Origin of the sequence: Billgrantia tianxiuensis (assembly GCF_009834345.1) — a bacterium.
GTDB lineage: Bacteria > Pseudomonadota > Gammaproteobacteria > Pseudomonadales > Halomonadaceae > Halomonas > Halomonas tianxiuensis.
Window position 1 is genome coordinate 3,455,213 of the sequence record NZ_CP035042.1, and the last position, 23,344, is coordinate 3,478,556.

Here is a 23,344-nt window from a genome sequence, read left to right on the forward strand (position 1 = left end):
CGTCTCGATGAGCCGGGTTTGCCTTCGTTGAGAGAGCGGCCGCCCGCACCATGGACGTGCCAGCGGCCGAAGTCGTCTAGAGGTTATCCAGCCCCTTCTCGGCCATCGCCACGGCACGGAAGATGGCACGCCCCTTGTTGAGGGTCTCCTGCCACTCGAGCTCGGGCACGGAATCGGCGACCACACCGGCTCCCGCCTGCACGTGCAGCTCGCCATCCTTGATCACCGCGGTGCGAATGGCGATGGCAGTGTCCATGTTGCCGTGCCACGACAGGTAGCCCACTGCGCCGGAATAGATGCCTCGCTTGACCGGTTCCAGCTCGTCGATGATTTCCAGCGCGCGAATTTTGGGCGCACCGGAAAGCGTGCCCGCTGGAAAAGTGGCACGAAGCACATCCATGGCACTAAGCCCAGGCTTCAGTCTCCCGGTGACGTTGGAGACGATGTGCATGACGTGGGAGTAGCGTTCGACGGCCATCTGATCGGTCACCTGCACCGATCCCGTCTCGCTGATGCGGCCCACGTCGTTACGCCCCAGGTCGATCAGCATGAGGTGTTCGGCGATCTCCTTGGGGTCGGCCAGAAGCTCGGCCTCGAGCGCTCGATCCTCTTCCTCGGTCTTGCCGCGAACCCGAGTGCCGGCGATCGGTCGCACGGTGACCTCGCCGTCCTCCAGCCGTGTGAGGATCTCAGGAGATGACCCCACCACATGGTGATCATCCAGGTTGAAGAAGAACATGTAGGGCGAGGGATTGAGGCTGCGCAACGCGCGGTACAGGTCGAGCGGCGAGGCCTGATAGGGGATCGACATGCGCTGCGAAGGCACGCACTGCATCACGTCGCCAGCCAACACGTACTCCTTGATCTTCTCCACCGCCGCCTTGAAACCGGCCTCGGTAAATCCCGAGGTGAAGTGCCCTTCCTCTACCTCACTACGCCCGGTACCGGGGCTGGCGGCCTGAACGCCAGCGCTGCGCAGGCGCCGCTCCAGGCCCTCGAGGCGTGCCACCGACTTGGCATAGGCATCCGGAGCGGCCGGATCTGCATGAGTCCACAGCGTCAGCCGCCCCGAGAGGTTGTCGAACACCACCAGTTCGTCGCAGACCATCAGCAGGATGTCCGGCACGCCGAGCGGATCGGGTTTTTCGACGCCCCTGAGACGCGGTTCGATGTAGCGGATGGTATCGTAGCCGAAATACCCCACCAAGCCACCATCGAAACGCGGCTGGTCATCGAGGTTGGGCACGCGGAAACGCGCTTGGAACTGCTCGATCCAGGCCAGCGGATCCTCTACCTCCAAACGTTCGACGCACTCACCCTGCCGCATGTGGCTGACGGAGAAACCACGCACTTCGATACGCTCCTGGCACGGCAGGCCAATAATCGAGTAGCGCCCCCACTTTTCTCCGCCCTGCACCGATTCGAGCAGGAAGGTCCAGGGTTCGTCGGCTAACTTCAGGTAGGTCGACAGCGGCGTGTCGAGATCGGCCAACACCTCGCGGGTGACCGGAATACGGTTGTAGCCGGCGTCAACCAGCGTACGGAAACGTTCGGGAGTCATCATGACCAGGCCCTCGAATATAAGACGGTGACGGTAGGTGAATCAGGGCGATGCTTCGGCGAGCTTCACCATCGCCAGCCAGCGGGCTGGGCAGAAAGTGGCACCGTCAGGGTGGCGGCCGAGCGAAGGCAGCCACGGGCAGAGAGGTCGTCATGCAGCATCATGCTGTCCATCGAAGCGTTTCCCGCAGGAGGCAAACGGAAGGATTCCGAGGTCATTGATAAAGACCGAAAATTACCCTAAACGAGTTCCGCCAGTGAATCAACCAGCGCATCCGGGCGGCTGTCGCGCACCGGTTCGCCGTGGTTATAGCCGTAGGGTACGGCCAGAGTACGGAAGCCGGCGGCCCGACCGGCGGCAACGTCGTGGCGGGAGTCGCCCACCATCAGGCAGGCCGACGACGGCAGGCCGAAGTGGGCCGCCACATGCAGCAGCGGGGCCGGATCGGGCTTCTTCTGCGGCAGGCTATCGCCCCCAGGCACAAGGTGAAATGCGCTTCGAGCCCGAACTGCGACAGAATCGGCTGTATGAACGCGAACGGCTTGTTGGTGACCAGCGTCAGGATCCAGCCGCCACCACGCAGGCCATCCAGCGCTTCACGCACGCCGGGATAGAGCCGTGTGCGCGAGCCGGGGTCACGGCCGTAGCATTCGAGAAATACCTCATGGGCGCGAGCCAGCAGTGCCTCGTCGGGAGGGGCGTTTCGGGCGAAGGTCAGCGCCCGCTCGACGAGTTTCAACGAGCCGTTGCCCACCCAGTCGCGAACCCGCGCTTCACCGGCTGCCGGCAGCCCGAGCCGTTCCAGGCTGGCATCCACGGCCACTGCCAAGTCGGGTACCGAGTCGACCAGGGTGCCGTCCAGATCGAAGCTGATCAGACGGATGTCGTTCAGGATGGGGTGCATGGCGACTCCTCTTGGCCCTGCCGATCTTTCAACCAGATCCTTTTGCGCGCTGCCGAGAGACGCTTGACCTCGGCCTCGAGCCGAAGCGCTTCGCCGTGGCTGCCTACCGGCTCATGATGAACCAGCGCTAGTGGCCCGCGCCCACGCAGGGCCTTGGCACCCCGCCCAGTCTCATGCTGCGCCAGGCGCCGCTCGACATCTGTGGTGATGCCGGTATAGAGCACCCCTTGCCGGGTTTCGACCATGTAGAGGTACCACAAAGGCGACGGATTTTTCATCGCTCGCCGACTATACCGTCGCCAGCTGCTCGCGGAAGGCGCGAATGACGCTGTCGTAGCGATTCGGGTCGCTGTCGCGGCCGGCACTGAAGACCGCCGAGCCAGCGACGAAGGTGTCGGCACCGGCACGCGCGATCTCGGCGATGTTGTCGACCTTCACGCCTCCATCGATCTCGAGGCGAATGGCACGGCCCGAGGCGTCGATGCGACGGCGCGCCTCGCGCAGCTTGTCGAGCGTGCCCGGTATGAAGGCCTGGCCGCCAAAGCCGGGGTTGACGCTCATCAGCAGGATCATGTCGACCTTATTCATGACGTAGTCGAGGTAGGACAAGGGCGTTGCCGGGTTGAACACCAGCCCGGCCTTGCAACCGCCGCTGCGGATCAGTTGCAGGGAGCGGTCGATGTGTTCGGACGCCTCCGGATGGAAGGTGATGTAGGTCGCGCCGGCGTCGATGAAATCGCCGATCAGACGGTCCACCGGCTTGACCATCAAGTGAGCGTCGATGGGGGCGGTAACCCCGTGCTTGCGTAGCGCCTCGCAAACCATCGGACCAATGGTCAGATTGGGGACGTAGTGGTTGTCCATGACGTCGAAGTGGACGATATCCGCCCCGGCGGCCAGGACTTGGTCCACTTCCTCGCCCAGCCGGGCGAAATCGGCGGAGAGGATGGAGGGGGCTATCAGAAAGTCGCGGTTCGCGTCGCTCATCGGGTTACCAGTCATCGCACGGATAGAAGTCGCCATGTTACCAGACCCACCTGTTCCTCGAGCAGCGGGAGAGGTATTTCATCAATGAACCATATAGAAAAAAAGAATAAAAACACGGATTGTAATTCCACATCCGCGATCTTACTCTTGCTAACCAAGTTCCCTTTGCCGGAGACACCCAATGCGACTTTCCCCCCTTCGCCGGACGCTTCTTGCCGCCGCCGTGGGTTTTGGCCTGGCGACACCGGCGCTGGCTGCCGAGCGCGAGATTCTCAACTCCTCCTATGACATCGCCCGCGAGCTGTTCGCCGCGATCAACCCCGAGTTCCGTAACCACTGGCAGTCGGAGCACGGCGAAGAGATCGGCATCCAGCAATCCCATGGTGGCTCCTCGGCCCAGGCACGCGCGATCCTGCAGGGGCTGCGCGCCGACGTCGTCACATACAACCAGGTCACCGACGTGCAGGTACTGGCCGATGCCGGCCTGGTCGCAGAGGACTGGCAACAGCAACTGCCGAACAACGCCTCGCCCTACTACTCCACCACCGCCTTCCTGGTGCGCAAGGACAACCCCAAGAGCATCGAGAGCTGGGACGATCTGGTACGCGACGACGTCAAGATGGTCTTCCCCAACCCCAAGACTTCCGGTAACGGCCGCTATACCTATCTGGCCGCCTGGGGCTTTGCCGATCGGGAATTCGACGGCGACGAGGAGCAGATCCACGATTTCATGCGCACTTTCCTGCGCAACGTGGCGGTCTTCGATACCGGCGGCCGTGGCGCCACCACCAGCTTCATCGAGCGCGGCATCGGCGACGTGCTGATCAGCTTCGAGTCCGAAGTGAACAACATTCGCCAGGAGTACGGCGAGGACGACTACGAAGTGATCGTGCCGCCTGTGAGCATCCTGGCCGAGTTCCCGGTGGCCGTGGTCGAACCCAATGCCGAGCGCAACGGCAACCTGGACCTGGCCCAGGCCTACCTGGATTACCTCTACAGCGAAGAAGCCCAGCGCATGCTGGCCGGTTTCAACTACCGCGTACACCACGAGGCAGTGGTCGAGGAGTTCGCCGACCGCTTCCCCGACACCGAGCTGCTGTTGGTCGAAGACATCGCCGGCAGTTGGGAGGAAGCCATGGAAACGCACTTCGACAGCGGCGGCCTACTCGATCAGTTGCAGCGGCGTCGCTGATGGCAGAAGCGCCTGACGTGCACGACGCAAGCGAGATACCATGAGCGTTCGTTCTTTAGCCATCGGCCTCGGCAGCACCCCCAAGCGGGTGCTGCCGGGTTTCGGCTTGTCGCTAGGTATCAGCCTGACCTTCGTCTCGCTGATGCTGCTGTTGCCCATGACCGGGCTGTTCGGACAGCTGGCCGGACTCAGCCTGGCCGAGTACTGGGCGATCATCACCAACGACCGGGTAGTGGCGAGCTATGTAGTCACCATCGGTGCCGCCGCCGTGGCAGCCATCGTCAACGCAGCCTTCGGCCTGCTGCTGGCCTGGGTCCTGGTACGCTACGAGTTTCCCGGCAAGCGTTTGCTCGATGCACTGATGGATCTGCCCTTCGCCCTGCCCACCGCCGTGGCCGGCATCACCCTGGCCACGCTCTACTCCAGCAACGGCTGGATGGGGCAGTTGCTCGAACCGCTCGGACTGCAGGTGGCCTACACCTGGGTGGGCATCGCTCTGGCCATGTCCTTCACCAGCATTCCCTTCGTGGTACGCACGGTACAGCCGGTGCTGGAGGACATGCCCCACGAGATGGACGAGGCCGCGCTAACGCTTGGCGCCTCGGACTTCACCGGCTTTCGCCGCGTGATCCTGCCTCACCTATGGCCGGCGCTGGTGACCGGCACCGGGCTCGCCTTCGTGCGCTCGCTGGGCGAGTTCGGCGCGATCATCTTCATCGCCGGCAACATGCCCTACGAGACCGAGATCACCGCGCTGATGATCTTCGTGCGGCTGCAGGAGTATGACTACGCCGGCGCTTCGGCCATCGCCTCGGTGGTACTGTTCGCCTCGCTCGCCCTGCTGCTCGCCATCAACATCTGGCAGGGCCGCTTCATCAAGCGCCTGCATGGAGGACACGGCTGATGCAACGGATCGGTGACGCTCCCGCCGTCAGGCGCCTGCTGATCAGCGCTGCAGTCGTCTTGGCGGCCCTGTTCCTGCTGCTGCCGCTGGTGGCGATCTTCGCCCAGGCCTTCGCCCGGGGTATCGACGTGTTCTGGGCCAATGTCACCAACCACTACACGCTGGCAGCGATTCAACTGACGCTGTTTATCGCCGTGCTGACGATTCCGGTGTGCCTGGTGTTCGGCGTGGCGCTGGCCTGGCTGGTGACCCGCTTCCGCTTCCCGGGACGGCGCATCCTGCAGACGCTGATCGACATCCCCTTCGCTGTCTCTCCGGTGGTGGCGGGTCTGGTCTACCTGCTGCTCTACGGACGCAATGGCTGGCTCGGGAGTTGGCTCGACGGCTACGACATACAGTTGATGTTCGCCTGGCCCGGCATCCTGCTGGTGACCATCTTCGTCACCTGCCCCTTCGTTGCCCGCGAGCTGATTCCGCTGATGCAAGCCCAGGGCTCCCGCGAGGAGGAGGCCGCCGTGACCCTGGGCGCTCCCGGCTGGACCATCTTTCGTCGGGTGACGCTGCCCAACATCCGCTGGGCGCTGCTCTACGGGGTGATCCTGACCAATGCCCGGGCGGTCGGCGAGTTCGGTGCCGTCTCGGTGGTCTCCGGCGCCATTCGCGGCCAGACCAACACCCTGCCGCTGCACCTCGAGCAGCTCTACCAGGACTACAACACCGTGGGCGCCTTCGCCAGCGCATCGCTGCTGGCACTGATCGCCCTGCTCACGCTGGTCGCCAAGGCCGGCCTGGAATGGCGCGCTGCGCGCCGGGAGGTTCACCCATGAGCATCCGCCTTCACGAGATCGGCAAGCACTTCGGCAGGACCCAGGCGCTGGAGCCGATCGATCTGGATATCGCCGAAGGCGAGCTGGTCGGCCTGCTCGGCCCATCCGGCTCCGGCAAGACCACGCTGCTGCGCATCATTGCCGGACTGGAGACGGCAGACAACGTTGCCGGCGCCCGCATTCTGTTCGGCGAGCGCGACGTGACCCATCTGCACGTGCGCGACCGGCGTATCGGCTTCGTGTTCCAGCACTACGCGCTGTTCCGGCACATGACGGTGTTCGACAACGTGGCCTTCGGCCTCACCGTCATGCCGCGCAAGAGTCGTCCCTCGAGCGGCGAGATCCGCCGCCGGGTGCATCGCCTGCTGGAGATGGTCAAACTCGAGCACATGGCCCACCGCTACCCCGCCCAACTATCCGGTGGACAACAGCAACGGGTCTCGCTGGCACGGGCATTGGCCCTGCGCCCCGACGTGCTGTTGCTCGACGAACCCTTCGGGGCACTGGACGCCAAGGTGCGCCAGGAGCTGCGCCGCTGGCTGCGGCATCTGCACGACGAACTCAACTTCACCAGCCTGTTCGTCACCCACGACCAGGAGGAAGCGCTCGAGCTCTCCGACCGCGTAGTAGTGATGAGCAACGGCCGCATCGAGCAGATCGACACCCCCGACGAGCTCTATCGTCATCCGGCCAACCGCTTCGTGTTCGAGTTCCTGGGCGACGTCAATCACCTCGAAGGCACGGTGCGCGACGGCGTGCTGACCTGCGGTGACGCCCGTCTGGCGGTGGACCTAGCCGACGGCCCGGAAGAGCTGCTGCTGCGCCCCCACGAGCTGGAGCTCACACCCAACGCCACGCAGCACGCCCACCTGCCGGTGTGCGTGACCGCTATCTCGCCGGTGGGAGCCGAAGTACGGGTGGAGCTGGAGGCGGACTGGCTGGGCGAACCCTGGCTCGCCACTGTGAGCCATGCCGATTACGAGCGGCTGGCGCTCACCCGCGGCGCGCGCCTTTACGCCGTTCCCCGGCGCTGGCATCGCTTCAGCGATGCAGCCAGTCGTCTACGCCAGCCCACCACGGCCTGACCCAGGGCTTCGTCCGAAACGTCGCCGAGCGGATATGAAGCCCGGCCGTGATACATTTGTGAACTTTTCGCGATACACTCTTAATCACCCCGTGATTCTCCCGTGATGCCATGCATCCACGATAGGTTCGAGCCTGCCAGCCCGGCAGGCTGCATCTTCGGAGGAGAAATCACTATGAACAAGTTCACTGCAGTTGCTGCAACCTGTCTCTTCAGCCTGATGACAACGGCCAGCCAGGCGGATGAAATGATGCCCGAAGAGGGCATGATGGAAGACGACATGCATGAATCCATTGACGAGAGCGACATGAAAAGGGAAGGCATGTCCGACTCCATGGAAATGGAAAGCGACATGGAAATGAACAGTGACATGGAAGACGACATGGATACGGAAGACGAGATGGACATGGATGAAGAGATGGAAAGCGAGAGCATGTAAATCTCAGGCTCCCGGGTTTCATCGCGGCCATTCACGCGCCTAGAGCAAGGAACCCATGACGCGAAACGTACTGATTGTCGAAGACAACCCGGGTATCGGTGAACTCGTAAGCATGCACGTGACCGAACTTGGTATGAACCCCGTTCTTTGTGAACGGGGCGATACCGGCCTTACGCGTTTTCGTGAGGGGGATATCGACCTGGTAATCCTCGACCTGATGTTGCCCGGCATGGACGGGCTGTCGGTGTGTCGTGAAATCCGCTCAGGTCCTGGCTACGTCCCCGTATTGATGTTGACGGCCAAAGGCAGTGAACTGGACCGAGTGCTGGGCCTGGAAATGGGGGCGGATGATTACCTTACCAAACCCTTCAGTGTGGCCGAACTCTCCGCGAGGGTGAAGGCCTTGTTCCGGCGCGTGGACGCCATGGCGTCTGCGTCGGCAGCGGAAACCTGCAATGAAGAATTGTCCGCCGATGGGCTGCGTATTGACCCGCTGCGCCGTCGGGTATTCGTAAAAGATCAGCCAGTCGAACTTACCGCGCGGGAGTTTGACCTGCTCTGGCACTTTGCCAGCCATCCGGGGCGGGTATTCAGCCGTGTCCAACTACTGGATACCGTATGGGGCTACAGCCACGAAGGTTACGAACATACCGTCAACACCCACATCAATCGCCTGCGGGGCAAGATCGAAACGAACCCAGCCAGACCGGAGTTCATCCAGACGGTTTGGGGGTGGGCTATCGTTTCCGTGAATGATCCATGCTGAAGACACTCTACACACGGCTGTCCTTGGGCCTGTTTTTATTGTTGCTGGCTGTCGGCCTGCTGTATACCTTCATCAGCCTCTATTCGTTGCGTGAATATAGCGCCTCGGTCAACCAGGCGCTTTACCAGGATCTGGCCAAGAACCTGGTATCAGACAGGAACCTGGTCAGCGAAGGAGAACTTGACCGTAGCGCCCTGGAAGAGCTGTTCGCTCTGTACATGACGATTAACCCCAGCATCGAGATCTACCTGCTGGACCTGGATGGCACCATCCTCTCCTATTCCGCAGACCCGACGAAGATCAAACGCAACCAGGTCTCACTGTCGCCCATACATAGATTGATGGGTGACATGAGCCTGTACCCTCTACTCGGTGACGACCCCCGCAGTCATGACCGGCAGAAAGTCTTTTCCGTCACCCCGGTGCCAGGGGCGGAGAATCCCGAAGGTTATCTTTATGTGGTATTGCGGGGTGAGGAATACGACGCGGCGGAAACCATGGCCCGCGGCGGCAAAGTGCTGGAGATGAGCGCCTGGGCGCTGCTGGTGAGCCTGGTGGTGGCAATGATCGCAGGACTGACGATCTTCCGCCTGCTGACCCGCCGGCTGAGATCGCTGACGCGGCTAGTGGAGGAATTCGAGAACAGCGACATGAGCCTCAGCCCACCTAGCACTTGCTCTAATAGCACTGGGCACAACAGTAGATGGCACGGCAGGCGGCCCGTGGTGCGTGATGAGATCGACTATCTGGGCGTTACCTTCGATGAAATGGCCCACCGCATTGCCTGCCAGATCGAACAGCTGACGGAAAAGGATGCCCAGCGCCGTCGTCTGATCGCCCAGGTATCCCATGATCTACGCACGCCGCTGGCGTCCATGCAGGGCTATATCGAGAGTCTGAAATTGCGACGTGACCGTCTCAGTCCGCAAGAGCAGGATCGCTTTCTCGACATCGCGCTCAAGGAAGGTCGGCGGTTGAGCCGCTTGGTGGATGAGCTCTTCGAACTTGCCGCCCTCGAGGCGAGGGAGAAACAGCCCGTGCCGGAGCCCTTCCCGCTGGCAGAACTGGTCCACGACGTGGTGCAGAAACACGATCAGACAGCTCGGGACAATCAGTTGACGCTAACCCTGAGCGGAGATCCGGCGTTGCCGACCGCCTACGCCGACCTGGCCATGACCGAGCGCGTACTGGATAACCTGATCAGCAACGCCATCGCCTACAGCCCTGCTGGCGGTCGCATTGACGTCGTGGTCGGCCAGGCGGGTGGCGAACCGGAGGTCTGCGTGCGGGACAGCGGCACGGGTATTTCAGAACAGGATCTACCGCATATCTTTGATCCTTTCTATCGCGGCGAAGCCACTGACGGCTCTGGCCATGCCGGGCTAGGGCTGGCGATTGCCCGCAGGATCATGACGCTTCAGGGCGGTGATATTCGCGTTGAGAACCTTGCCTCCGGGGGAGCCTCTTTCTGCATACGGTTACCGGCGTACACTTCCCCCTCATCTGACGTTATAAACACGTCATAACCTGGGGAGCTGGCTGTGATAAATCTCATGCAAACTGATCGAAGTCGCTACCAAGCATGTTATTGACAGGCTTACTCCCGGCGAGAGGTGCCAGATGCTGATAAAGATTGCCAAGCCAAGTGATCTGCACGAATCCGATGTCACTCCAGAGTCCATCTATCTTTCACGTCGACGCTTCATGGGGGGTATCGCCGGCTTGGGCGCGGGGCTTGCCCTACCCGGTAACGTAAGTGCCAATGCCGACTACTCGGATGTACCTGAAGGCAACGCGCCTGCGTGGCTTGAGGAAAAGATCAGCGATACCCAGTGGCGAGCCATCACCCCAAGCGATCCCGAAAAAGATGCGCTGACGCCCTTTGATGACGCCAGTGGCTATAACAACTTTTTCGAGTTTGGCACAGACAAGCGCGATCCTGCCCGCCATGCAGGCAGCCTGGAAACCCAGCCTTGGAGCGTGGTGGTGGATGGAGAAGTCAATAACGGCGGGCGTATTGCCCTGGAGGACTTCGCCAAGCCCTCACAGTTTGAAGAGCGTATCTACCGCCTGCGCTGCGTAGAGGCGTGGTCCATGGTGATCCCCTGGCTGGGCATCCCCCTTGCTGAGGTGATCAAGCGCGCCGACCCCACCAGCAAAGCCAACTACGTGCGCTTTGAAACCCTGGTAGATCCCGATCAGATGCGCGGCCAGCGCTCATCGTTCTCGATCATCGACTGGCCTTACGTGGAAGGCCTGCGCCTGGATGAGGCCATGCACCCACTGACACTGCTCGCCATGGGCATGTATGGCCGCGAACTGCCCAACCAGAACGGCGCCCCCTTGCGGCTAGTGGTGCCTTGGAAGTACGGTTTCAAGAGCATCAAGTCGATTGTTCGTATCTCGCTGGTGGAAGAGCAGCCGGTCAACTCCTGGCAGCAAATCGCCCCCAATGAGTACGGTTTCTACGCCAACGTTAATCCGCAGGTCGACCATCCCCGTTGGAGTCAGGCCACCGAACGCCGATTACCCAATAGCCTGTTCAACACCAATACCATCGATACTCTGATGTTTAACGGCTACGCCGAGGATGTCGCCGAGCTGTATGCAGGCATGGATTTAAGGAAGCATTACTGATGGCAGCGCCGAAAGTCTGGCTAATATGGCGCCTGGGGGTGTTCCTGGCTGCGCTAGCGCCGCTGGTATTCTGGGGCTGGCAGGTAGCCATTAATGCCGCAGGCCCCGAGCCGGGGAAATATCTGCTGCTGAATATTGGCATTGGCGGACTATGGATGTTACTGCTCACCCTGAGCCTTACGCCCTTGACCAAGCTTTCCCACTGGAAAGGCTTTGCGCTTATCCGGCGCCAGCTGGGTCTGTGGACACTCGCCTACGCTACCCTGCATATGCTCTGCTACGCGCTGTTTATCCTGGGGCTTGACTGGGCACTGCTGGGTAGCGAGCTGGTCAAACGGCCCTACATCATCGTCGGCATGATTGCGCTGATCGGCCTCGCTGTGCTGGGCGCCACCTCCAACCGCTGGGCGATGCGTCGTCTAGGAAAACGCTGGAAGCCGCTACACAAATTTTCCTACGTCATTTTAGGCTTGGTACTGCTTCACTTCTTCTGGGTAGTCCGCGCCGACATGCAAGAATGGGTGACTTATGCCGCCTTAGCCGGGTTGGTAATGGCGACCCGCCTGCCACCGGTGGCCCGCACTCTACCAAAACTACGCTATCGGTTGAGTCGTGCCCCGGCTGGCCACGATACACCACGCTGGCTATGAGCAGCTCGACCTGGGACCCGCTCAGCGCGCCCAGGCCATCAGCGTCTCGTCTTCTCCGCTGAGCGGCTCAGGGCGCTCCTCGACGACCCGAAAACCCAGCCGACGGTAGAAGGAGACGGCACGCACGTTGCGCGAGTAGACACACAGAGTGATTCGCTCCCGCTGGCCCATGGCATACGCCATCAGGTGGGTGCCATGACCGAAGCTCTGCAGCTCGGGGTCGATGAACAGCGCTTCCAGATGATCGCCGTTGAGTGCAGCGAAGCCCACGGCGCGACCGGCCGCCTCCAGCACATAGGTTTCCGCCCCAGGCAGGTAGATCCGCGCCATATCGTCGGCGCGCTCATGCCAGAACGCCGCGGGAATGAAGTCGTGGGCCAGCAGCGAAGCACGCAGCCAGATGTCGACGAGCTGCGGTATGTCCTCGGGAACGGCAGGACGAATCATGAAGCATCTCCCTCACTTGAGAGAGCTAGTGTAACCGCTTCGATTGCCAAGAGTGTAACGCTGTTGTCATTCCGCGCACGGCGATATACTGCGCAAGTGCCTGAAACTAGTGAACGGAGGTACCCGACGAGGCTTCGGGCACCACGCGTTCCGGGCCATGGCCTACCCCGTACGACGACTTCCGGGAGGGAGAATGAACCGACGTCATGCCCTGCGTGCCGCAGCCGTGCTGCTCGCGACCGCCCTGCTGGCCGGCTGCGCCAGCCCCCATTATCTGCAGCTGAATCCGCAACGCAGCGTTTCGGTTCCACAGGTCGGTAGCGGCCAGGCCGTAACGGTGGCGGCCATGGACGAGCGCGACGATGACGTGATCGGCACACGTACCGGCAGCGCCATGTCCACTGCGGTCATCACGGTCAGCGCCCATGAACTGGTCCCGCACCTGCAGCGCGAAGCCGAGCGCGCCGTGCGCGACATGGGCTTTGCACCGACCACTCAACCCGGCAACGGGCGCCCCGGCCTGACGGTGTCCCTGCTCCACCTCGGCTACGAGCGCGGCGACAGCCGGCCGGTGATCGACGAAGCCCGCCTGGAGGCCGTGCTAGAGGTCAAGGTGACCAATCAGGGCACGACCTACACTGGCACCTACACCTCGCGTCGCTCGCAGAGCTACGCCTTGCGCCCCGGCCGTGATGCCAACCGGCGCATGCTCAACGACCTGATCGCCGACGCCCTGGACCGCGCCTTCAGCGACCCGGAACTGGCCCAGCTGCTGGCCCGCTGAGGCTAGCAGATATCGGTACACCAAGGGCCGCCCATGGGCGGCCCTTTGCCGTTTCGCCGATATCGCTCAAGTTAGCGGGCCACGCCGGGTCAGTGCCCAAACGCTCTCGCGAAAGCCGCTCTCCGCTTCCGGCTCCCCGTCCTCAAGGTGAGTGACCAGGAAGTTGGGCTCGAACAGCTCACGGACCTCCTCCGCCGAGACGTGGTAGGGAGGCCCGGCCGCTTCGTCCCCCGTTGCCCGCGTCAGCGCAATCAATAGCCCGCGGGAGCCCGGCGGAATGAGCTGGGCGAGATGGAAGGCGTAACGCTGGCGAGTGGCCGGCGGCAGAGCGATCAGGGCGGCGCGATCATAGAAGGCACCGATCTCCGCGGCCTGGGCGATGTGAAAATGAAAGAAATCGCCACACCATAGCTCCACGCTGCCTTGGCGACAGATCGAGAATGGCTCCTGGCGGTAGCGGGAGACATCCCCCACCCCTTCGGCCATGAATTGCTCGATCGCCTCCTCGGCAAGCTCGATACCGAGCACCGGGTGGTCATGGCTCGCCAACCAGCGCATATCGAGACTCTTGCCACACAGTGGTACCAGTACCTTGGTACCCGTCCGCACGCCGAGCCGCGGCCAATGGCGCACCAGCGCCGGATGCGTCGCATGGCGATGGAAGCCGATGCGCCCCTCGCGCCAGCGCTCGAGCCATTCACGCGTCATGGTTGCCCCACCTCATCCGCTCAGAACCAGCGATCGCGCTTGCGCCGCTTGCGCGGCAGGTGCGGAACGATCAGACCCACCAGCAGACCGGCGCCGGCCACACCACCTCCGTACATGAAGTAGCGCATCAGCAGATCCTCCTCCTGGGTATCCAGGCGGGCCTGCAACTGCCGAATGGTCTGACGTGAGCGGTCGGCCTCGCTGTCGAGCTGACGATTGCGCTCTTCCAGTTCGGCAATGCGCCGTTCACGGGCCTCGAGTGTCTCGGTCATGGCCGCGACGCGCCCTTCCCAGGTCTCGTTGATACCACCAAGCTCCGTTTCGAGCTGCTCGACCTGCTGCTCCAGCTGCGGCAACCGATCCCGTGCGCTCGGCGACTCCTGCAGTTCGTCGCTCAGTATCCAGACCCGTTCGCCGTCGCCGTTCTCCACCCGGCTGTAATCGCCGCTGGTCTCGAGCACGGTGACCGGTTCGCCCGCCGTCAGCGTGCCGACGATGCGGTAGCCGTCGGTCGGCCCGCTGCGCACGTAGGTCGTCAACTCGTCGGAAACCCAATGGGTGGCGTCATCCGCCTGCTGCGCATGCAGCGGCGAGACCATCATGCCCAGCGTGACGCCTGCAAGGAGAAACTTGGATCGATGCTTCATGCCGATGTCCTGGCTATCAAAGCCGAGGGCTTGCCATCGACAAGCCCTTGGCAAATCTCTCTTTCACTGGCCTATCCACAGTATCTGTGGATAAACCCCGGGAAAACCGCTGGAAAGGCGGCTATCTGGCACCCCGGCACTGGCCTACGACAGGATGGTCATTTCCTGAGCAGACCGCAGGCATGCCGTTCCCTGCGTTCATTGTTGTCAGCGCTCGCTCTTCGGCGGCAGCATCGGACCACGCGGAAACTCCGCAATGCGCCCCTCACTCTTGATGGCCCTGGCCGGCCCTTCACGCTCCACCTCGTCGATACGCACGATGGCGTTGAGCGGCAGATAGCTGCGCTTGACGCCATCGAAAGTGTGACGCAGGCGATCGGCAGAGGGGTCGACGACCAGCTTCGAGCCGTCCTCGAAGACGAATTCCTCGACCTCGATGAACCCCCAGAGTTCGCTCTGGTAGATCTCCCTGGCATAGAGCTCCCAGACTTCACCCTGCTGGTGGAAAACCACCCGATAGATCGGCTTGGCCGCCATAAGGCCGTCTGTCCTCAACGTTCGGTTGCGCTAATTAGATGTCCCGCTACGGGACCGCCAAGGGGTTAGCGTACCACAGGCATCCCTGGCCGCGGTGCCCCTACTGGTCCCATCAGGCTGCCTTCCGTATAATACGGCCACCTTCGAGGACGGCCACAAGGCCTATTCCCGCGACACTCCACTCACCGGTGACGCACGCGTCGGACGACCGACCCTCAATCCTATGGCGAAGAAACTCTTCATCAAGACCCACGGCTGCCAGATGAACGAGTACGACTCCGCACGCATGGCGGATCTGCTCGGCGAATCGCACCAGCTCGAATTGACCGACGACGAAGGCGAGGCCGACGTCATCCTGCTCAATACCTGCTCGATTCGCGAGAAGGCCCAGGAGAAGGTCTTCCACCAGCTCGGCCGCTGGAAGAAACTCAAGGAGGCCAACCCCGATCTGGTGATCGGCGTCGGCGGCTGCGTGGCCAGTCAGGAAGGCGAGGCGCTACGCAAGCGAGCACCTTACGTGGACATGGTATTCGGCCCACAGACCCTGCATCGCGTGCCGTCTATGCTCGATGCCAGGCGCAACGACCAGATCTCCGTCGTCGACGTGACGTTCCCCGAGATCGAGAAATTCGACCACCTGCCCAAACCGAGTTCCGATGGGGCGACCGCCTTCGTCTCGGTCATGGAGGGTTGCTCCAAGTACTGCACCTTCTGCGTGGTGCCCTATACCCGCGGCGAAGAGGTGTCGCGCCCCTTCGAGGCGGTGATGGACGAGGTGATCCACCTGGCCGACCAGGGCGTTCGCGAGATCAACCTGCTGGGTCAGAACGTCAACGCCTATCGCGGCGAGAACCAGCTCGGCGACGAAATCGACCTGGCCGAACTGATCGCCTGCGTGGCGGCGGTGGAGGGCATCGATCGCATTCGCTTCACCACCTCTCACCCGGTGGAGTTCAGCGACAGCCTGATCGAAGCCTATGGCGAGATTCCCGAACTCGTCAGCCACCTGCACCTACCGGTGCAGGCCGGCTCCGACCGGATACTCGCGGCCATGAAGCGCGGCCATATGGTCGAGGAGTACGTGGCCAAGATGGAGCGCATTCGCACGCTGCGCCCCGACATCAGCTTCTCGTCCGACTTCATCGTCGGCTTCCCCGGCGAAACCGCGGAGGACTTCGAGGCGACCATGGACCTGATTCATCGCATCGGCTTCGACCACTCCTTCAGCTTCGTCTACTCGGCTCGTCCCGGCACGCCGGCAGCCGCACTACCCGACGACACCCCCGAGAGCGTCAAGAAGCAGCGCCTGGCTATCCTGCAGGAGCGCATCAATCAGCAGGCGATGCAGATATCGCGGCGCATGGTGGGCACTACCCAGCGCATCCTGGTCAGCGGCTTCTCGCCCAAGGATCCGGGACAGCTGTCGGGCCGCACCGAGAACAACCGTGTGGTCAACTTTCGCGCCGCCAACCCCACCGAGCTGATCGGTTACTTCGTCGACGTGACGATCACCGAGGCTTTACCCAATTCTCTACGCGGCGAGCTGGCTTCCCCGGCGCTACACTGACGACAGGAAAGCATCGTGGCCTCCTATGCGCCGCGTTGGAGGGATGATGTTTCCGCAAGGATTGCCCTGCCGAGAGGCAGGGCAGTAAGCTGAGTGCCAAACCACGCAACGCAGGAACTTCGCCACCTTGAGTCAACACGCCGCACAGGCCAACCGCATCATCACACTGAGCCTCGAGCCCAATGACCCACAGCGTCTCGCCAACCTCTGCGGTCAGCGGGACGAGCATTTGAAACTGGTCGAGTCGCGCCTCGGCGTCACCCTGCGAAATCGCGGCAACGTCTTTCAACTGGCAGGCCCCGGTCATCGGGTCAAGGCTGCCGCCAACGTGCTGGAGCATCTCTATCGCGAAGCCGAGGCTAGCGAACTATCGCCGGATACCGTCCACCTGTTCCTGCAGGAGTCGGGACGCGAGGCTCTCGATGAAGAAGAGGGCCCCGCCGAGGACGAGGTACTGCTACGTACACCCAAGGTGTTGATCAAGCCACGCGGCCAGAACCAACAGAGCTACGTCACCAGCATCCGTCAGCACGACATCAACTTCGGTATTGGCCCGGCCGGTACCGGCAAGACCTACCTGGCCGTCGCCGCGGCGGTGGAAGCGCTCAACCAGCAGGAAGTGCGCCGCATCCTGCTGGTACGCCCGGCCGTGGAGGCCGGCGAGAAACTCGGCTTCCTGCCTGGCGATTTGGCGCAGAAAATCGACCCCTACCTGCGCCCGCTCTACGATGCGCTCTACGAGATGCTCGGCTTCGAGCAGGTCGGTAAGCTAATCGAGCGACAGGTCATCGAGATCGCTCCGCTGGCCTACATGCGTGGGCGCACCCTGAACAATGCCTTCATCATTCTCGACGAGAGCCAGAACACCACCCGCGAACAGATGAAGATGTTCCTGACTCGCATCGGCTTCGGCTCCACCGCGGTGATCACCGGCGACGTCACCCAGGTCGACCTGCCACGTGGGCAGAGCTCCGGGCTGATCCAGGTTCTCGAGGTTCTCAAGGATACCGCCGGCATCGGCGTGACCCACTTCGCCGCCAAGGACGTGGTGCGCCACCCGCTGGTGCAACGCATCATCGAAGCCTACGACAGCTTCGAGGCCGCCGAGGAGGCCCAGGAGCGGGCCCGCCGCGAAGCGCGTGAGCGCGAACGCGAGGCGCTGCGTCTGGAGCGCGAGCGTAACAGGGAAGACGACGGAAAATGACCGCGGTTCCCATCGTCGACCTTCAACTGATCACCACGGGCCAGGGCGCACCTGGTCAGGCCGAGCTTGAGGCCTGGGTCGGCGCCGTGCTGGCGCGCTTCCCGCAGGAAGCGCGCCACGAAGTCACCGTGCGTATCGTCGACGCCGAGGAGGGCCAGGCGTTGAACCGCGACTATCGCGGTCGCGACAAGCCTACCAACGTGCTCTCCTTCCCCTTCGAGTGCCCACCTGGGGTCCCGCTGCCGCTGCTTGGCGATCTGGTACTTTGCCACCCGGTGGTGATACGTGAAGCCTCCGAGCAAACCAAGCGTGTCGAGGATCACTATGCCCACCTGGTGGTGCATGGCATGCTGCACCTGCTCGGCCACGATCACCTCGAGGAGGAGGAGGCAGAGGCGATGGAGCAGTTGGAGCGCGAGATCCTCTCGGACTTCGCCATTGCCGACCCCTACGCCACGCCTCCGGGCAGCGATGAACAACAAGACGACAGCAAGGACGAGAGACACGATCGATGAGTGACGACCGAACGACCGGCCAAGGCGGAAGGTCCTGGCTCGACAAGCTGCTCGGTGCCCTCTCGGGGATAACGAAGGTCCCAGTTCGCGGGAAGAGCTGATGGAGTTCCTGCGCGAGGCAGCCACTCGTCTCAAGCTGGACCAGGACGCCATGATGATCATCGAGGGCGCTCTGCAGATCAGCGACCAGCAGGTTCGCGAAGTGTTGATCCCCCGCTCCCAGGTGGCCGCCATCGCCGTGGATCAACCCGCCGAGGAGTACCTGGCCCTGATCAACGAAACCGGCCACTCACGCTACCCGGTCATCGGCGAGAACCTCGACGAGGTCAAGGGCCTGCTACTGGTCAAGGATCTGCTGCAGTTGCTCAACCGTCCTACCGAGGAGCGCGAGCGCTTTCGTCTGGAAGACGTGCTGCGCCCCGCCATGTTCGTCCCGAATCCAAGCGCCTCAATAGCCTGCTCAAGGAGTTCCGCGACACCCACAACCACATGGCGGTGGTGGTGGACGAGTATGGTGGCACCGCCGGCATCGTCACCATCGAGGACATCCTCGAGCAGATCGTCGGTGACATCGAGGACGAACACGATACCGACGAGGACGACGACATTCGCGAGCTGGGCGAAGGCCGCTACGCGATCCGCGCGCTGACACCCATCGAGGATTTCAACGAGCGCTTCGGCACCCGCTTTTCCGACGACGAGTTCGATACCGTAGGCGGGCTGGTCATGCAGCGCTTCGGTCACTTGCCCGGCCGCGGCGAGCATACCGAGCTGGGCGGCTGGCGCTTTACCGTGCTCAACGCCGACAATCGCCGCATACGCCTGCTCGAGGCCGTATGGCAGGACGAATCGATGCTGTCCCAAGACTGAACCACGGCCGTCACAGGAACGACACGCCATGACTCACTCTCGTCCGTCACCGACGCTCGGCTACCTGGCCGCGCTCGTCGCCGGGGTTCTGACCACTCTCACCGCCTCGCCCTACGAACTGTGGTGGCTGGGCCCGCTCGCCGTCGGCCTCGTCTACTGGGTCATTCAGCCGCTGCGTCCTCGCCAGGCGGCGCTGCTAGGCTGGTGCTACGGTGTTGGCCTGTTCGGTTCCGGCGCCTCGTGGGTCTACGTATCGATCCACGATTATGGCTACACCGGCGTGCCATTGGCGGTATTCCTGACCACCTTGTTCGTCTGCGCCATGGCGCTGTTCATCGCCGTTACGCTATGGCTCTACCGCCTGCTATGCGGCCAGCGCCTGGCCTTCCTCACTTTCGCCGGGGCCTGGGTGCTCGGCGAGTGGCTGCGCACCTGGTTGTTCACCGGATTTCCCTGGCTGCTGTTGGGCAGCTCGCACGTCGATTCTCCGCTGGCGCCCTGGGCCCCCATCGGAGGGGTCTACCTACTGTCACTAATCGTTGCGCTCTCCGGCACCCTGGGAGCGGAGTTCCTGCGCCGACGCTGGTGGGCCGTCCTTCCGGTTGCCGCCATGTGGCTTGCACCGCTGGCCCTCCCTACCCAGTGGACGCAACCTGCCGGCGAGCCGCTGCGCGTGGCGCTGCTGCAGGGCAACCTTCCCCAACTGATCAAATGGACTCCCGAAGGCCAGCGCATCGCCGCCAACACCTACCTGGAGATGACGAGGGAATATGCCGAAGACGCCGATCTGGTCGTCTGGCCCGAGGCGGCATTGCCGATGTTCGAAGACGAAGCCGAGCCGATCCTGGCCCGCGCCCAGACCCACCTGGTACCGGGCAGCGCCCTGCTTACCGGCATTCTTCAGCGCGAGGGGCGCGGACTCTACTACAACAGCGTGATCGGCCTGGGTAACGCCGAAGGCGAATATCGCAAGGCGCACCTGGTGCCCTTCGGCGAGTACCTACCGCTGGAACGTTGGCTGCGCGGCACCATCGCCTTCTTCGACCTGCCGATGCCGGCCATGACGCCCGGACCGGCGGGCCAGCCGCCGATCCGCGCCGCCGGCACCGTGATCGGCAATGCCATTTGCTACGAGATCATCTACGCCGATCTGGTGGCACAACAGGCCCGGGACAGTGAGCTGCTGCTGACGGTATCCAACGACACTTGGTTCGGCGAGTCGATCGGCCCGCTGCAGCACCTGCAAATGGCCCGCCTGCGGGCGCTGGAGAACGGCCGCTACGTGGTGCGTGCCACCAGCAACGGCGTCACGGCGGTGATCGACCATCACGGCCGCCTCGTTGCCAGCGTGCCCCAGTTCGAGACCGTAGCACTGCTGGCCGAGGCCGTTCCCATGCAGGGCCTGACACCCTTCACCCGCACCGGCAGCTGGCCGATCTGGCTGCTCAGTGCACTGCTGGTCATTCCCGGCCTGCGTTGGCCACGCCGCCAGCGGCGACTTTTCTGATTCTTTCCGACCCAAACGCAGCGAGGCCCGCTCATGCGGGCCTCGTCGATTCACCAGGTGGATACGAGCCAGCGACTCAACCGGCTTGCGTCGGCACCTCACCCAGCACCTCGGGAATGGTCATGCGCACGTAACGCCCCGGGGCTTCCTCGAGCAGCTTGAGTTCACCCTCGCCCGGCTGACGAGCCGGCACCATCTTACCGGTATCGGCGTAGCCGCCCTCGGTCATCCATTGCTGCCAGTGCGGCCACCAAGAGCCTTCGTGGAACTCCGCCCCGGTAAGCCACGCCTCATGATCGTCAGGCAGCGCGTCGTTGGTCCAGTAGCCGTACTTGTTGCGTGCCGGAGGGTTGACGATACCGGCGATATGACCGGAACCGCCCAGCACGAAGGTGACCGGCCCTTTGGGCAGCAGCGCACCGTAGTAAGTACTGTTCCACTTGGCGATGTGATCCTCGCGCGTGGAAACGAAGTAGCTCGGCGTGGAGATCTTGCGCAGGTCGATGCGCACGCCGTCGAGCTCGATGCCGCCCGGCTCCACCAGGCGATTCTCCAGGTACATGTGGCGCAGGTACCAACCGTGGGTACCGGCAGGCAGGTTGGTGCCGTCGGTGTTCCAGTAGAGCAGGTCGAACGGCGCCGGGTTCTCTCCCTTCAGGTAGTTGCTGACGTAGAAGGACCAGAACAGATCGTTCTCGCGCAGCAGGTTGAAGGTGTAGGCCATGGAGCGGCCATCCAGGTAGCCGTCCTGCTCCATGCGCGCCTCGATCCCTTGCAGGATCGGCTCGCTGAGCAGCACACCCAGCTCTCCCGGGTCACGAAAGTCCTGTAGCGTGGCCATGTAGGTGACCGACTTGACCTTACGTCCGCGCCGGGTGCTGGTGAGGTAGGCCACGGTGGAGGCGGTCAGGGTACCGCCGATGCAGTAGCTGAGCAGGTTGACCGACTTCTCGCCGCAAGCCTGCTCGATGGCTTCCATGGCGGCGATTGGCCCCATCTGCATGTAGTCGGCCCAGGTCAGGTCGCGCTGCGCGGGTCCCGGGTTGCGCCACGAGATCAGAAAGACGGTGTGGCCCTGGTCCACCAGCCACTTGACCAGCGAGTTGTCCTGACGCAGGTCGAGAATATAGTACTTGTTGATCCACGGCGGCACGATCAGCAGCGGGGTCTTGAATACCGTCTCAGTGGTCGGCGTGTACTGGATCAGCTGTATCAGCTCGTTCTCGTAGACCACATAGCCAGGAGTCACAGCGATGTTGCGTCCGATCTCGAACGCGCTGCGGTCGGTCATGGCCACGTTGAGACCGTCGGAGGAGTTGGCCAGGTCACGACGCAGTTGGGCGAGCCCCTCGATCAGGTTCTGTCCCTTGGTTTCCAGGGTACGCCGCATCACTTCGGGGTTGGTGGTGACGAAGTTGGTCGGCGCCATGGCGTTGACCAGTTGGCGAGCATAGAACGCCAGGTTGCGCTTCTGCCGCTCGGGCAACCCTTCCAACTGCTCGACCAGCTCCTCGACCGCACTCGAAAACAGCAGGTACTGCTGCAAGATGGCACGGTAGAACGGTTCCTGCTGCCAGGCCTCGTCCTTGAAGCGACGATCGCCCTTGGGCGGAGCAACCAACGGCTCGCCCAGTTCACCGCCAAGCGCCTTCAGGCCCTGTTGCCAAAGCTGGAACTGATCCTGAAGAAGGCGCGCCTGGGTCTGCCACAGCAGCTGCGGATTGCTCATCAGCGACTCGGCGCCCGCCCGAAAGGCGTCGCGCATGTCGGCCTGGATGGAGTCGGCGGCCGCGTCGGGCGCCATGCGTTGCAACAGTTCCTGCATCAGTGCCTGGTAGTGCTGGCCCAGTTCCTGAAGCTGTTCGTTCCACTCCTCCAGTTCGACCTGGGAGGAAACCGCATCCCCTGACTGCATCGCCCTCTCCTGTTTTCAGACCCTGTTCTTCGATTCGGTGCGAGTGTTGCCGGCCGCCTCCACGAAACGCACGTCGATCCGTGGAGACGGGCCGCCATCACTCGCAGAGGCACACGGCCTCAGCTCTTGCGTGACGCCTGGCTGCTAGCCTTGGCCGGAGCGTCGGACTTGCTCGACGCGGCCGGCTTGGCGCTCGCTTCGGCCTGTTGCTGGGCCTGTTGGGTCCGCTCGGTCAGTTCCTGGCTGACTTCGCCGAACAGCTGCTCCAGCTCGGTGCGGAACTGCTGGCTCATCTCGCCGAGGGCCTGGGCGTCTTCCATCATCTGACGCGAGAGCTCGCTCATCATCTCGGCCTGCTTGGCACCAAAGGCCTGCAGATCCTGGGCGTCGCGAATCTCGGAAGCGCTGCGCATGCGCTCGGTGCCCATCTGGCTATAACGCTTCATCGCTTCGAGCTGGTACTCGGTCATCTTCTCCATATTGCCGAGCATCAGCGAGTTCAGCTTGCGCATGGGTTCGAAAAAGCGCCGTGTCTGCTGGTTGAATTCATCGAGCATCTTGTCCTGCATGGGGGTAACCTCCTGTGGACCGGAAACATGCGGGGGCAGCGCCAGCGCCTTTCAAGGCAACTCGACCAACGCCCTTCCCTATTTGCCACACAAGCCGATAGTGCGTGGCACGGCACCTATGCT

Annotated in this window: 23 protein-coding genes and 2 pseudogenes; 15 read left to right on the forward strand and 10 right to left on the reverse strand. The window is 62.8% G+C overall.

Annotation, left to right across the window (positions count from 1 at the left end; genetic code table 11):
* Positions 1 to 76 precede the first annotated feature (76 nt).
* The 4 genes and pseudogenes from trpE to rpe all read right to left on the reverse strand — a co-directional run bounded on the left by trpE (position 77) and on the right by rpe (position 3,452).
* Positions 77 to 1,561, reverse strand: coding sequence for an anthranilate synthase component I (trpE, locus tag EKK97_RS16155; RefSeq protein ID WP_159555829.1), 1,485 nt, complete (start codon positions 1,559 to 1,561; stop codon positions 77 to 79).
* Positions 1,562 to 1,800: 239 nt separating this feature from the next.
* Positions 1,801 to 2,465 (reverse strand): annotated as a pseudogene (locus EKK97_RS16160) (phosphoglycolate phosphatase).
* A complete protein-coding gene (locus EKK97_RS16165) occupies positions 2,450 to 2,710 on the reverse strand; it encodes a GIY-YIG nuclease family protein (RefSeq protein ID WP_159553416.1) in 261 nt (86 codons plus the stop codon). Before EKK97_RS16165 ends, EKK97_RS16160 begins: the two are co-directional and overlap by 16 nt.
* A 43-nt stretch (positions 2,711 to 2,753) precedes the next feature.
* A complete protein-coding gene (rpe, locus tag EKK97_RS16170; RefSeq protein WP_159553418.1) occupies positions 2,754 to 3,452 on the reverse strand; it encodes a ribulose-phosphate 3-epimerase in 699 nt (232 codons plus the stop codon).
* A 181-nt stretch (positions 3,453 to 3,633) separates the two neighbouring features.
* Between rpe and cysP the strand changes: the two genes are divergently transcribed.
* The 9 genes from cysP to msrQ all read left to right on the forward strand — a co-directional run bounded on the left by cysP (position 3,634) and on the right by msrQ (position 11,951).
* Positions 3,634 to 4,644, forward strand: a complete 1,011-nt coding sequence (cysP, locus tag EKK97_RS16175) for a thiosulfate ABC transporter substrate-binding protein CysP (RefSeq protein WP_159553420.1) — start codon at positions 3,634 to 3,636, stop codon at positions 4,642 to 4,644.
* Positions 4,645 to 4,684: 40 nt separating this feature from the next.
* On the forward strand, positions 4,685 to 5,548 hold the full coding sequence (gene cysT, locus EKK97_RS16180; RefSeq protein WP_159553422.1) for a sulfate ABC transporter permease subunit CysT: 864 nt from the start codon (positions 4,685 to 4,687) through the stop codon (positions 5,546 to 5,548).
* Entirely contained in the window at positions 5,548 to 6,375 is an 828-nt protein-coding gene (gene cysW, locus EKK97_RS16185; protein WP_159553424.1) for a sulfate ABC transporter permease subunit CysW, read from the forward strand. The genes cysT and cysW overlap by 1 nt, the downstream gene beginning before the upstream one ends.
* Positions 6,372 to 7,460, forward strand: coding sequence for a sulfate/molybdate ABC transporter ATP-binding protein (locus EKK97_RS16190; RefSeq protein ID WP_159553426.1), 1,089 nt, complete (start codon positions 6,372 to 6,374; stop codon positions 7,458 to 7,460). Before cysW ends, EKK97_RS16190 begins: the two co-directional genes overlap by 4 nt.
* Positions 7,461 to 7,634: 174 nt before the next feature.
* A complete protein-coding gene (locus EKK97_RS16195; RefSeq protein ID WP_159553428.1) occupies positions 7,635 to 7,898 on the forward strand; it encodes a hypothetical protein in 264 nt (87 codons plus the stop codon).
* Positions 7,899 to 7,953: 55 nt separating this feature from the next.
* Positions 7,954 to 8,664, forward strand: coding sequence for a response regulator transcription factor (locus EKK97_RS16200; RefSeq protein WP_236551247.1), 711 nt, complete (start codon positions 7,954 to 7,956; stop codon positions 8,662 to 8,664).
* A complete protein-coding gene (locus tag EKK97_RS16205) occupies positions 8,658 to 10,190 on the forward strand; it encodes a sensor histidine kinase (protein ID WP_159553430.1) in 1,533 nt (510 codons plus the stop codon). The genes EKK97_RS16200 and EKK97_RS16205 overlap by 7 nt, the downstream gene beginning before the upstream one ends.
* A 94-nt stretch (positions 10,191 to 10,284) precedes the next feature.
* On the forward strand, positions 10,285 to 11,301 hold the full coding sequence (gene msrP / locus EKK97_RS16210) for a protein-methionine-sulfoxide reductase catalytic subunit MsrP (RefSeq protein ID WP_159553432.1): 1,017 nt from the start codon (positions 10,285 to 10,287) through the stop codon (positions 11,299 to 11,301).
* Positions 11,301 to 11,951, forward strand: coding sequence for a protein-methionine-sulfoxide reductase heme-binding subunit MsrQ (msrQ, locus tag EKK97_RS16215; protein ID WP_159553434.1), 651 nt, complete (start codon positions 11,301 to 11,303; stop codon positions 11,949 to 11,951). Before msrP ends, msrQ begins: the two co-directional genes overlap by 1 nt.
* A 21-nt stretch (positions 11,952 to 11,972) precedes the next feature.
* Here msrQ and EKK97_RS16220 read toward each other — a convergent pair whose 3' ends face one another.
* A complete protein-coding gene (locus EKK97_RS16220) occupies positions 11,973 to 12,398 on the reverse strand; it encodes a GNAT family N-acetyltransferase (protein WP_159553436.1) in 426 nt (141 codons plus the stop codon).
* Positions 12,399 to 12,591: 193 nt separating this feature from the next.
* Between EKK97_RS16220 and EKK97_RS16225 the strand changes: the two genes are divergently transcribed.
* Complete coding sequence (locus EKK97_RS16225; protein ID WP_159553438.1) at positions 12,592 to 13,182, forward strand: YajG family lipoprotein; 591 nt, start codon at positions 12,592 to 12,594, stop codon at positions 13,180 to 13,182.
* Between the two features lie 66 nt (positions 13,183 to 13,248).
* Here the strand turns inward: EKK97_RS16225 and EKK97_RS16230 are convergent, their stop codons facing one another.
* From EKK97_RS16230 to EKK97_RS16240, 3 genes are all read right to left on the reverse strand, one after another.
* Positions 13,249 to 13,890 (reverse strand): thiopurine S-methyltransferase, encoded by a 642-nt coding sequence (locus EKK97_RS16230; RefSeq protein WP_159553440.1) that lies wholly within the window; start codon positions 13,888 to 13,890, stop codon positions 13,249 to 13,251.
* A 20-nt stretch (positions 13,891 to 13,910) separates the two neighbouring features.
* Positions 13,911 to 14,537 carry a TIGR04211 family SH3 domain-containing protein gene (locus EKK97_RS16235; RefSeq protein WP_159553442.1) on the reverse strand — a complete coding sequence of 209 codons (627 nt, stop codon included), beginning with the start codon at positions 14,535 to 14,537 and terminating at the stop codon, positions 13,911 to 13,913.
* A gap of 207 nt (positions 14,538 to 14,744) precedes the next feature.
* Positions 14,745 to 15,074, reverse strand: coding sequence for a DUF1820 family protein (locus EKK97_RS16240; RefSeq protein ID WP_159553444.1), 330 nt, complete (start codon positions 15,072 to 15,074; stop codon positions 14,745 to 14,747).
* A gap of 223 nt (positions 15,075 to 15,297) precedes the next feature.
* Between EKK97_RS16240 and miaB the strand changes: the two genes are divergently transcribed.
* The 5 genes and pseudogenes from miaB to lnt all read left to right on the forward strand — a co-directional run bounded on the left by miaB (position 15,298) and on the right by lnt (position 20,737).
* Positions 15,298 to 16,641 (forward strand): tRNA (N6-isopentenyl adenosine(37)-C2)-methylthiotransferase MiaB, encoded by a 1,344-nt coding sequence (gene miaB, locus EKK97_RS16245; RefSeq protein WP_159553446.1) that lies wholly within the window; start codon positions 15,298 to 15,300, stop codon positions 16,639 to 16,641.
* Positions 16,642 to 16,768: 127 nt separating this feature from the next.
* Positions 16,769 to 17,845 carry a PhoH family protein gene (locus EKK97_RS16250; protein ID WP_159553448.1) on the forward strand — a complete coding sequence of 359 codons (1,077 nt, stop codon included), beginning with the start codon at positions 16,769 to 16,771 and terminating at the stop codon, positions 17,843 to 17,845.
* The gene (ybeY, locus tag EKK97_RS16255; protein ID WP_159553450.1) at positions 17,842 to 18,360 is read left to right on the forward strand and encodes an rRNA maturation RNase YbeY; all 519 of its coding nucleotides are present in this window, start codon (positions 17,842 to 17,844) and stop codon (positions 18,358 to 18,360) included. The genes EKK97_RS16250 and ybeY overlap by 4 nt, the downstream gene beginning before the upstream one ends.
* A pseudogene (locus tag EKK97_RS16260) lies at positions 18,357 to 19,230 on the forward strand (HlyC/CorC family transporter). The gene ybeY and the pseudogene EKK97_RS16260 overlap by 4 nt, the downstream one beginning before the upstream one ends.
* 28 nt (positions 19,231 to 19,258) lie before the next feature.
* Positions 19,259 to 20,737, forward strand: coding sequence for an apolipoprotein N-acyltransferase (gene lnt, locus EKK97_RS16265; RefSeq protein ID WP_159553452.1), 1,479 nt, complete (start codon positions 19,259 to 19,261; stop codon positions 20,735 to 20,737).
* 76 nt (positions 20,738 to 20,813) lie between these two features.
* Here lnt and phaC read toward each other — a convergent pair whose 3' ends face one another.
* On the reverse strand, positions 20,814 to 22,652 hold the full coding sequence (phaC, locus tag EKK97_RS16270; RefSeq protein ID WP_159553454.1) for a class I poly(R)-hydroxyalkanoic acid synthase: 1,839 nt from the start codon (positions 22,650 to 22,652) through the stop codon (positions 20,814 to 20,816).
* A gap of 119 nt (positions 22,653 to 22,771) precedes the next feature.
* Entirely contained in the window at positions 22,772 to 23,221 is a 450-nt protein-coding gene (locus EKK97_RS16275; protein WP_159553456.1) for a phasin family protein, read from the reverse strand.
* Positions 23,222 to 23,344: the final 123 nt, after the last annotated feature.